This window comes from Rhodosalinus sp. FB01 (assembly GCF_041365715.1).
In the GTDB taxonomy this organism is placed as follows: domain Bacteria; phylum Pseudomonadota; class Alphaproteobacteria; order Rhodobacterales; family Rhodobacteraceae; genus Rhodosalinus.
The window spans coordinates 73,361-85,941 of record NZ_JBGFSH010000003.1 but is presented as its reverse complement, the minus strand read 5'-3'; the positions used below and the strand labels follow the sequence as shown (position 1 = coordinate 85,941).

The 12,581-nt window shown below is 69.1% G+C and carries 1 protein-coding gene (cut by a window edge); it reads left to right on the top strand.

Features of this window, described 5'->3' with window-relative positions:
* Nucleotides 1-12,560: the final stretch of an LEPR-XLL domain-containing protein gene (locus AB6A65_RS05235; RefSeq protein WP_371037309.1), read on the top strand. Its footprint begins 24,790 nt before the window's first position; 12,560 of the gene's 37,350 nt are visible here — the last part of the coding sequence; the start codon falls outside the window, past its left edge; its stop codon occupies nt 12,558-12,560.
* The last annotated feature ends 21 nt before the right edge of the window (nt 12,561-12,581 follow it).

The following is a 12,581-nucleotide window of genomic DNA, read 5'->3' as shown; positions in this document are numbered from 1 at the left end:
ACGACATCCGTCCGGGCTCCGAGCATCGGACGGACGGAAACGGCGGGGGCGCTTTCATCGGGCCCAAGCGCGACATCAACAACCGCAACACGCCGACGCTCGGGCGCGACATCTTCTGGGAAAGCCACGTGATCCTGCTCGGCTCGCCCAACCCGGAACTCGTCGTCGACAGCACGGGCACAATCCAGCGGATCGTGAACGTGAACCTGGTGGGCATCCCGCCGAGCGACCAGGAGGTGGGCGACACCCTGACCGGCCCGATCGTGGTCGACGACCTGATCTACGGCGCCGGCGGCACGGCCGATTTCACGGCGACGCAAGTGTCGGGCTTCGCGAGCAACATCTGGGGCAATCGCGGCCTCTTCGAGGTGCAGCAGACCTGGGACTACGTCCGGCTCGTCAACGAATCCGCACTCGAGATGCGCGTGAACGAGATCGATCCGGTCGCGCCGCTGAACGGGGCGGATGCGGGCACCATCACCGTCTCGCTCAACAACATCCCCGGCCCGGTGAACAACCCGGCCAACAACGTGTCGATCCAGAACGACCCCGAACCGGGCGTCACCTTCGAGTTCGACATCCGCAACCGGTTCGCCCGCACCGTGGTCGAGATCCGAAACGTCCAGACCGGCACGACCGGCGACAGCGACGTCATCCTCGACGGGGTGATCTACAACCCGGCGGGCGTGACCCTGATCGAGAACGAGCGCGGCGACATCCGCGTCGACACCAACGACGGGCCCCAGCTGATCCAGACCAACGAACTCTACATGCACGCCGACACGGGCAGCGTCGGCGAGACCTCGATCGCGGGCACGGCGGACGACGACACCCAGCGCCGCGCCATCGCAATCGAGCTGATCCGCTTCACCGGCACCGAGGGTCTTCAGCCCCAGACGCCGAGCGACGCGATCTACGAACTCGAGATCGCGGGCGTCACCGGGCCGGGCGGCGAGCTTGGCCGCGAGACGCTCGACGTCGATCAAGTCTACGACGCGGTGGCCTACGACACGGTGATCCAGCTCGACGCCGGCGTCGATATCGCCGCCGACATCGGCTATACGCTGCGCGACGGCGTGGCGCTGGCGGCCGGCGCGGTCGTTCCCGTCGCGGTCCAGCGGATCAGCGCGAAGGACGACGTGGATGTCGTGATCAACGACACGCGCGAGGGCAACGCGACCGGCGGCGTCGGGGGCGTGCAGGTCACGTTGCTCAGACCGTCGAACGGCAGCGTGATCAACGACCCGCCGGGAACCGACCCGATCACCAAGTCGGGCCGCTACGTCTCGCATTTCTCGCCCGACACGACACCGGCGCCGGATTACACGGACATCCTGCGCGCCTTCGGCACGGACGTTGACAGCGACGACCGCGAAGCGACCTACACCTTCGACCTCGTGCGGGCGGGCGACGATATCGACATCGGGCATGTCGACGGCGATGCCGTGGGCGGGGAGCCGCGCAGCTATGCCAACAACACCACGGACGGCACGCCGTCGCGGATCAACTTCATCGTCAACACCGACGTCGCCTGGGATATCCCCGGCGCCTCGACGGACGGCGTCGAGCAGATCTTCCTCACCACCAATGGAGACATCACGGCGACGGAACTCGTGGGCGACATGCAGGTGGGGCACATCCACTCCACCGAAGGCGACGTGACGCTCACAGCACCGCGGCTCATCACGGATGCGGACGGCGCGCCGACGATCGACGTGACGGGCGACAACATAACCATGACCGCCGGCGCCGTGACGGCCGGCACGCCCGCGCCCAGCCGCTCGGGCATCGGCGCCGCCGACGACTTCCTGGAGATCAACGGCGACCGGAACGGCGCCGGCGGCGTCGTCAACGCCTTCGACACGAACACCTCCGACAACCGCGGCATCTGGCTCGACGAACTCGTGGGCGACCTTCGGGTGGATCAGATCTTCTCGGACGCGGACGTGTCGCTGCGCACCGTCGGCGGCTCGGTGATTGACGCCCGGAACGACACGCTCGTGAACCTGCGCTCCCAGGCGCTCGACATCGACGCGAACGGCGCGGGCGCCGAGATCGGCGACGCGCTCAACCCGCTCGAGGTGGACACGTCGCGCGGCGTGGCGAACCCGGGAACCGGGGCGGGCGGCGTCGATGTGGGCCTCGAGGCCACGGGCGACATCACCTTGACCGAGGTCGCGGAGCATCTCCGCGTCGTGCTCGCGCACAGCTACGAGGGCGACATCGTGCTGCGCGTGCTCGACAGCCTGCCGCAGGGCGAGGACTTCGTGCTCGTCGAGAGCGGCACCGCCCGCTTCGCCGAGAGCGCTACGCGCGATCCGGGCCAGCAGGCCGACGCCCCGCGGGTGATCGACCACGGCACGGTTTTCGCCGAGCAGGGCCAGGTGGCAATCTTCGCGGGCGACGACATCGATCTGGACAGCAACAGCCGGATCCACGCGGCGGAAGACATCCTGCTCGCCGCCGATCTGGGCGTGGCCGATCCCGATTTCGGCGCGACGGTGGACCTGCGTGGCCGGATCATCGCCGGGGGCACCCTGGTCACCCCGGGCAGCCAGTCGGGCGGCGATCCGCTGGGCGTGATGGAGCCCACCTACACCGCGCCACAGCACCGGACGACCGTGCAGACCGGCCTCGACGTGGACGTGATCCGCTTCGGCGACGCGGGCGGCGCGGCGGGCACCACCGGCTGGGGCGACCCGGGCTACATCTTCCTCGGCTCGGAGACCGACGTGGCCGCGGGCGGCAACGAAGACCTCGTGCAGGTCTACTACCTCCAGGACACCGCCACGGTGACCTCGCCCGCCCAGCTCGCGGCGCTCACCGCGCTTGGACGGCAGGCCGCGCGCCACACGCTGACCCTCGACGGCGAGGGCGGCACGGACACCTTCGAGGTGTTCACGCTCGGCTCCAACGGTCCCGACCAGCACAACTACATCGTCAACGTGCTCGACACGGGCGACGAGAACGGCGGGGTGGACGAGCTCTTCGTCTACGGCTTCGACGCGGCGCAAAGCGGCACCGACCCCGTGACGGGCGAGCCCTACGCCACCGACGACATCTTCCTGCTGCGCCAGGCGGCCGAACTTCCCGGCGAGACGGCGGACCGCCCGGCCTACGTGGCGATCCTCCACGGGGAAGAGGATCCATACCGCGACGTGACGACGGGCAACGAGCCCTTCGCCGAGGTCCAGCGCATCAGCTACGACCGCGGCATCAACGGGCGGCTGACGGTCGAGGGCCGGGGCGGCAACGACGCCTTCTTCTCCGACGATACCAGCGTGATCACCACACTCGACGGCGGCGCGGGCGACGACCGCTTCCAGTTCGGCCAGATCTTCGGGCTCAAGCGCTCGACGGCCGAGGCCGGCCTGCTGCCCGAGGACCAGTTCCCGAACCTCGTGGCGACCACGCGCGGCTGGCTGTCGGCGGGCACGAACTCGCCGGTGGTGGCCCAGGGCGGCACGGGCTCGGACGAGTTCACCGTCTACTCCAACCAGTCCGAACTTCGCCTCGAGGGCGGCGACGACGACGACATCTTCACCGTGCGCGCCTTCGCGCTCGCCGCCGTCTCCTCGCAGGACTGGGACGGCGACGGCGACATCGACGCCGACGACCTCGACGCGGTGAACGTAGACACCAACGGCGACGGCGTGATCAACCGCGCGGACGCCGACGCGACGCCGGGCGACATCTCCGACGACGTGATCGTGCTCGACGAGGACGGCGTGGCGGTGCCGATCATCGGCTCCGACTTCTCTGTCGGTGTGCCGGTGGACGTGCGCACGGGCGGCGGCAACGACGAGGTGCGCTACAACGTGAACGCGCCGGTCTCGATCGAGGGCGGCACCGGCTTCGACAAGGTGGTGATCCTCGGCACCGAGTTCGCAGACGATTTCGTGATCACCGACAAGGGCATCTTCGGCGCAGGCCTCAACGTCCGCTACAACACCGTCGAGGTGATCGAGATCGACGGCCTCGAGGGCGACGACGAGTTCTTCGTCCAGTCCACCGCCTTCGGCGTGCTCTACCGCGTCATCGGCGGGCTCGGCTCCGACACGATCAACGTGACGGGCGACGTCAACGAGGACATCGTCACGCGCGAGCTCGAGGGCGCCTCGGGCGCGGTGAACCACCTCGTCTCCTCGGACGACCCGTTCTACGACGGGCTCCTCGTGGATGGCTTCGACTACAATGTCGCCGCGGGCGAAGAGGGCCTCGTGGTGATCGAGGAGAGCGGCGGCTTCACCGGTCTCCTGGAAGGCGGCGGCGAGGCCGCGACCGACAGCTACACCGTGCGGCTCGCCAAGGAGCTCGAGGTGGGCGATGTGGTCTACGTCACCGTCTCGGCCGCGCGCTCCACCCAGGAGGAGGAGGACAACAGCTTCCTCAACCCTGCACCGCTTCCGAGCGGCCCGGGCGACAGCATGTGGCTGTCCACCACGGCGCCGGCCGACCCGGCGAACCCGGTGGACGGCGACTTCCAGCGCAGCGTGACGGTGGATGGGGCCGCGGTGCCGGTCGAGAACCGCTCGGTGGTGCTGACCTTCGATCACACCAACTGGGACCAGCTGCAGGAGGTCTTCCTCTACGCGCCCGACGACGCGCGCGCCGAGGGCGACATCCGCGTCGTCTCGCAGCACAGCGTCATCTCCAACGTGGCCGAATACGACGGTATCGACGTGCGCAACGTCGAGGTGGAGCTCCGGGACAACGACACGCCGGGCGTGCAGATCTTCGAGATCGAGGCCGGCAGCTACGATCCCGTGACCGGCAGCTTCGTGGAGGACGCCGACACCACGGTGATCGAGGGCGACGCGACGACGGGCCTTGCCGACCAGATGCTGGTGCGCCTCTCCAAGGCGCCCACCGACACGGTGGTGGTGAAACTCGGGCTCGATCTAGAGGCCGACCAGGAGATCAAGCTCTCCAGCGCCGACTCCCGCGTCTTCACCGGCGCGGACGGCGAGCTGCGCATCGCGTTCGAGCCGGGCGACTGGGACGACTATGTCGTGATCGACGTCGAGGCGCGGAACGACGCGCGGGTCGAGGATCCGGACGGCGTGGCGATCTCGGTAGAGCGCGACGACGCGCTCACCCTCGACGCGGATTACGTGTTCCCCAACCTCCGCTCCGGCCCGAGCCTCTTCGAGGTCAACGTGCTCGACGACGACACGGCGGGCGCGCTGGTGCAGGAGAGCGGCGGCGACACGCAGCTCATCCGCGACGAGCTCGACACGCCGGCCGACGAGACGGTGGGCGACAGCTACACCCTGCGCCTGACCGGGTCGCCCGAGGCGGGCAGTTCCGTGGATGTGGCCGCAATCACCGACGGGCTGGCCGACGTGGTCTCGATCGATGGCGCCCCGGTGACGCCGGCGGATTACGACGAGATCGGCGGGCTCCGCGCCACCCAGAAGTTCCAGGGCCAGGCGGTCGCCGAGAACCTGGGCGGGCAGGGCGCGTTCACCCGTGACGGCGTGGCGCAATCCTTCGGCTCCTTCGTCGACGAGGGCTTCGAGGCCGGCGACCGGATCCGCGTGGCCAACCTGGGCGCGGGCTTCGACGGGGATTACACCATCGCCGCCGTGAGCGACCTCACGATCACGCTCGAGGAGGCCTTCGCCGGGGCCGGCCAGGCCAGCGCCGAGGACGCGGTGCTCTCGGATCTCGCGGATGTGGGCATCTTCGAGGGCGTCGTGCGCGCCGACGAGGACCTCGATCCCGATTTCGGCGGCGAGCAGCTCGTGCGCGTGGACGGCACCGGCTGGCTGACCGACGGGTTCCTCGAGGGCCAGTGGGTGCGGATCATCGACCTCGACAACCCGTCGAACGAGATCGAGGTGAAGATCGAGCTCATCCGCGGCGACAACGACACCAAGGACGAGAAGCTCCAGATCACCGAGGGCGCCGCGCTGCCCGGCTGGCTCACCGACGCGGCCGACGACACCGTGCGCGTCGTGCGCATCGCCCCCGTCGTCACCTTCACCGACGCCGATTACTGGGTCGAGCGCGAGATCGGTCTCGAGGCGGATCCGAACTTCGACACGCCGATCACGCGCGCCGGCGCCAAGGTCTTCCCGGCGCAGTCGCATCTTCTCTCGAAGCTGCGCGGGCCGCTCCAGGTGGAGGGCGGCGTCACCGGCGCCGACCGCTCGCTCCAGAACGGCCTCAAGTTGCCCGGCGAGGCGGACGACTTCCTGATCGCCATCGGCCAGCAGCCGCCGGAGAGCCAGCAGATCGACGTGCTCAACATCTTCAACGACTCGAGCCAGGAAGACGGCTCGGGCGTGATGACGGAGACGACGCTCACGGGCTTCGGCATGGCGGAGGAGCTCGATTTCGGCCCCGCCTCGGCCAACGACTTCGGCGAGCCCACGGTGGTCCCGGGCGGCATCAGCTGGGGCAAGATCACGCTCACGGGCGGCGGTTTCTCCACCGACGCGGGCAAGAGCACCATCGAGGTGGTGAACGTCATGCTCGGCGAGGGCAACGACACGATGGACGTGCAGGGGACCCTGAACCCGGCACCCGCCGTGCAGGCCACGGGCGCGTTCACCGCGACGCCCGACGCCGGCGGCAGTGGCGTCACCCTCTCGCGCGAGGGCATCGACTGGCTGGCGCTCGGATTCCTGCCCGGCCAGTTCGTCGAGATCGAGGGCCTGGCCGGCAGCTGGACGGTCGAGGCCATCGACGACGCCGTGACGCCGGAGGGACAGGACCCGAACGACAATTCGATCCTCGTGCTCTCGGGCGATCCTCTGCCGGCGCTCGCCGGCGAGGTGACGGTGACGGCCACCGACCCGCTCGTGGAGGTGGCGGGCAGCTACGCCGTCGCCACCACCGGCAACCAGACCCGGGTCACGCGGTCCGACGGCGGCGACTGGGCCGAGGACGGCTTCCTGGAGGGCCATCTCGTCCGCGTCGTGGGCGACGGCCAGGACCAGTCCGTGCGGCTCGTGGCGATCGAGGACGGCGGCGAGACGCTGGTGCTCGAGAACGCCACGCTTTCCGATGCCGCCGCGCTCGATCTCGAGCTTTCGGTGCAGGGGCCGCATGGCGGGCTCACCGTGCTCCACGGCGGCGGCAACCGTCCGCTCTCGCTCTGCGTCGAGATGCTCGGCGAGACCGTGGCCGGCAACGTCGAGCTTACCCGCGGCGACGGGCTTTCCTGGGCCGACGACGATTTCGAGGTGGGCGACTACGTGCAGGTCGACGGGGAAGCCGAGACGCGCCAGATCCTCGCCATCGAGAACGCCGACCCGGCGCTCGCGCCCGCCGACGCCTTCGAGGGCTGGGGCACCGGCGCGGTGCTCGTGCTCGACGGACCGGCGCTGCCCGCCGACGGCACGCTCGGCACCTGCGACATCCACGTCTCCGAGCCGCGCCGCGTGACCGGCGAGGTGGAGCTCGACCTCGACTGCTGCGACAAGGGCGAGGGCACCATCGACCTCGTGCTCGAGACCGGCGGCTGGGAGGAGCGCGGCTTCTTCACGGGCCAGGAGGTCACGATCGAGGGCCTGCCGGGCTTCGCCACGGTGGCGTCGATCGACGGCGGCACGATGGTGGTCGAGTATGACCGCGTCGGCCTGGCGATCGAGGGCACCGTGACGGTGGCGGGCTTCAACCCGCGCCTCGACGGCGGCACGCGCATCGGCGGCGACCGCTTCGACATCACGGGGGGCGCGGGCCCCGACAGCCCGCTCGTGGTCTACGGCGACACCAGCCAGGACGGCGTGTGGTACTCGGGCCAGCCCTACAGCGTGCTCGGCGCCGATTTCGGCGAGAAGCCCTTCGATCCGTTCCCGCTGCTCGCCGACGGCGACAACGAGGACGACGAGTGGGTGTTCCCGCTGGCCAATCCCTACAGCTTCGCCGGCAACGATATCATCGACGCGAGCGCGCTTTTCGCCGGGCTCGACTCGGCCGACCTGCCCAGCGTCGGGATCACCGCCTATGGCGGGGTGGGCGACGACCTCATCATCGGCAGCCAGGCGGGCGACCACCTCGCCGGCGGCTCGGGCAACGACACGATCGAGGGCCAGCGCGGCACCGACCACATCTACGGCGACAGTGGCGTGAACGTCGATATCCTCACCCGCGCGCTCGACATCGCCACGCTCGATCTCAGCCCGCGGCCGACGCTCGATCCGACCGTGGCCTCGGACGGCACCACGCTCCAGCCTGCGCCGTCGCCGGTGCGCGACGACCTGACGGCCGGCGACGACGTGATCTACGGCGACGGGCCGGGCAGCGCCGATGGCGGCGCGACCGCGCCCGACGAGATCTTCCGCGACATCATCTTCGGCGACCACGGGGTCGTGATCCAGAACGTGGAAGACCCGAACCTGCCGCCCGAGCCGCTGCAGAAGATCCAGACCACCGATCTGGACACGGTGACCGAGATCATCGGCGTCGGCTCCCAGAACGGCGGCAACGACCAGATCTTCGGTGGCGAAGGCCAGGACATCCTAATGGGCGGCCCGGGCGACGACGTGATCGACACCGGGATTCTTCAGAACCTTCGCGACGTCGTCTTCGGCGACAACGGCCGCGTCACGCTCAACGGGTCCGAGACCTTCGACGGGCCTTCGGACGACGACGGTTGGGGCGAGGAGTTCACGACGCTCAGCTTCAACTTCGACAACCGTCCGGGCCAGGCCGACGTGAACGGCCTCGCCGGCACCAACGACTCGATCTCGGTGAACGGTCTGCCGGCGCCGCGCGAGGAGAACTGGAACAACCTGCGCACGCCGTCGGGCACTCTGGGCGACGACGCAGGCGAGTTCGTCGAAACCGATGCGGGCCTGCACCTGCCGGGCGTCTTCGTCGGCTGGCGCCAGAAGGCCGAGGACATCCCGATCTACGACGACCCGGACCGCACTGACGGGTTCGGCTACACCGATGCCGATTACGCGGGCGAAGACATCTTCTGGGACGAGGACGACTACCGCGACGACCTGCGCTACTTCGGCGACCAGCGCGCGCGCTTCGACACGCACAACCAGCTCTTCAACGGGGACGATCCGGACAGCCGGCTCTTCGAGGGCATGGTCTGGGTGCCGCGCAACCAGACGATCGAGATCGTGGTGGAGGGCCTCGCCGATCACTTCGAGGAATACGACGTCTACATCTACCTCGACAACGACAACGGGACGAGCCCGGCCACGGGTCCCGGCACCCGGATCGTCAAGGTCGGCTCGGACGACCCCTTCTACGTCAGCGATCCGCGGCGCGTGCACTTCGACGGCACCTACATCCTGTCGGACAGCCAGGATCCGAACGCGCCCGCGATCGGCAACTACGTCGCGCTCGGCGGGCAGAACGAGGATCGCCTCGTCATCGAGATCAGTCAGCCGCGCGGCGCCGAGGCCCGCACGATCCCGACCATCGCCGGCTTCCAGATCGTCGGCCGCTCGCACCCCGTCGACCGGGCCGAGAGCGTCGATCTCGAGGTCGGCGGCAACGACGCGATCTATACCGGCGGCGGGGACGACGTGGTCTTCGGCGGTACCGGCAACGACTGGATCGAGACGCAGGGTGACGCCGATGTCGGGCATCTCGACTACGACGCCGTCTTCGGCGACAACGGCCGCGCCACCTTCCTGCTGACCGAGCCGATCGCCACACCGGCGCAGGACCGCATGGGCGAATTGCGCAACATGCAGGCGCTGACGATCTCGGAGGTCTTCTCCTTCGACGACGTGATCATGACCGGCAACGGCGACGACGCGGTCATCGGCGGGCAGGGCGAGGACTGCATCGAGACCGGCGACACGGGCGCGCACAACGCCGTGGACGATGCCCTCTCGGGTGCCGATGTCCGCTCCGTCGGGATCAACTTCGGCTCCGGCGTCTCCGAGGGCTTCGTCGAGGGCCAGCTCGGCTACGTCTCGCACGAGGGCTGGAACAACATCGATACCCAGGACCTCGGCGACTACGACGACCCGACCGACGGGCTGAACGACGAGAACGGCTTCAAGGGCACCGAGGAGGAAACCTACACCCTGGCCGAAGGCGTGCGGGTGACCATCGGCCGTGAACTCGGCACCCTCGAGGCGCGCCGGACGAACGTGGCGGACAGCGTCGATCTCGACCCCGACACCCAGAACGGGCGGCTGTTCAACGGACGTGCGGAAACCGGCAATCAGTTCTTGCTCGGGGTGGATGTCTCCGACCTCGATCAGCACTACGGAGAAGGCGAGGTCTACGATGTCTACCTCTACATCGCGCCCGACCTGAACTGGCGGCGCTTCGCGCCGGACGTGCAACTGGTCGCGGCCGACGGCACCGTCTACACGGTCGAGGATTACCGCCCGGCGGCCTTCGACGGCGAATTCCACCTCTATGACGCGGCCGATCCCCTGGCCAAGTCCAACGTCCTGGTCTTCAAGGACGTGGTCGGCGACGACTTCAGCGTCCGCATCGTCGGACACGAACGGGACGGCAAGCCGGACAACCGTTACCAGCCGCAGATCTCCGCGCTGCAGATCGTGGGCGGCGCGGACAAGGACGCGATCGTGCCGCAGGGCGATTTCGACAGCGACCGCGTGCTCGGCGACCAGGGCGAGATCCGGATCTTCCAGCGCGAGGTCTTCGAGATGACCTCCACCCCGCGCGGCATCCTGGAAGCCGCGGACAAGATCTCAACGGGCGTGGACGGCGACGTGGTCGTCGGTGGCGACGGGGCCGATTTCGTCTATGGCGGGGACGGCGACGACGTGGTGGCCGGCGACAATGCCCGCGTGCGCCTCTTCGACGGAGAGGTCATCCAGATCAACATCGAGGACGAGGCCAAGCGCGATCCCTCGGCCCGGCTGGATGCGCCGAACTTCGATCCCTTCGCCGTGACGGGCCTGACGCTGCTCGATCCGGCGACGGGCTTCGGCGACACGATCGATCTGGGTCGCGGCGACGACTGGGCCTATGGCGGCGCGGGCGACGACAACTACGTCTTCGCCGGCGAGCGGCTGGGCGAGAACTTCCTCGTCGAGGCGGGCACCTTCACCGACACCACGAACCCCGACGACGATGGCGACGGCGTGCCGGGCGTGGATGTGCCCGCGGGCCTTCCCAACGATACCGGCGACGCCCTCGACTTCACGAATTTCCACGGGCCGGTCGAGGTGTTCCTCTTCGAGGCGGAGTTGCAGGCCTTCAGCGATCGCACGACGCTCGGCGACAAGGACGGCAGCGTGAAGCTCTGGTCGGGCGACGCGTTCGAGGACATCGCCGGGTCGCAGTTCGCGGACAACCTTCGGGCCAACGATCGCAACAACGCGATCAAGGGCCTCGGGGGCAACGACACGATCAGCTCGGGCTACGGCCATGATTTCGTGGACGCAGGCGATGGCAACGACCTCGTCTGGATGGGCATCGACGCCTCGCTGGGCGACTACGAGTTCCCGGCGGTCTACCCGTCGACCCTGTGGCGGCATGTCGTCCTCGGGGGCGAGGGCAACGATCGGCTGTTCCTCGCCAACGGCATCGACCTCGCCGATGGCGGGCCGGGCGACGACGTCATCCTGGGCGGTGGCTACGAGGGCGAGTTCGGCACCAGCCTGCAGCCCGGCGACCTTCTGTTCGGCAATGACGGCTCCGACCGGATCGAAGGCGGCCGCTCGATCTTCGACACGCTGGTGGGCGAAGGCGGCCCTGACTTCCTTCGCGGCGGCACGAACGACGTCGAGGTCGAGGCCAGTCTCGACCCGGCCGACCGGGATGCGCGCATCGCGGACATGCTCGGGCTCTTCCAGAGCGCCGCGGCCCGGAGCGACTTCATCTTCGTGCCGGCGACGGGCGAGCCGCTTCGCGGCAAGGTCCAGCCCTTCATCGACACCATCTGCGCGCCCGTGCCCTGCCCGCCGGAGGCGCCCCAGATCACGCTCAACCTGACCGCGGCCTATGCGCCGACCGGGCCGGCGCCGGCCGGAACGGACATCGACCAGGCGACCGCCGAGACGGTTCTGGAAGCCGCGCGGGAGACTTGGATCGCCACGGGCCTTCTGGACGCCGAGCAGATCGAGGCGCTGGACGACGTCTCGGTGACGGTCGCCGATCTCGACGGGCTGCTCCTGGGCGAAACGGCGGGCGAGCTGATCCTTGTGGATGTGGACGGTGCGGGCCATGGCTGGTTCGTGGACGTCTCGCCGGCAGAGGAGGCGGGCTTCGTCGAGGATGGCGAAGGCGTCTGGCGCGCGGAGGCGGGCAGCGCCGCCGAGGATCGCATGGACCTTTTCAGCGTGCTCCTGCACGAGCTCGGCCATACGCTCGGCTTCGACCACATCGAGAGCGTCGACCCCGCGCATGTGATGAACGCCACGCTGGAGCCCGGCACCCGGTTCGACGATCCCGCCACGCTGGTCTTCGACGAGCGCACCGGAACCTTCACCGATCCGGACACGGCGCGCGGCCTCGCCGCCCTGCCGCAGGTCTCCGAGACGCCGGCCGAAGCCGAGGCGGTGGCCGCGCCGCCGCGCGACGCCGGGCAGGGTCGCGTGCAGTGGCACGAAGCGGCCAGTTCGCTGATGCAGCGTCTTTCGGGCCTATTCGGACGGTGACGCAGGGTCATCGCGACGGTA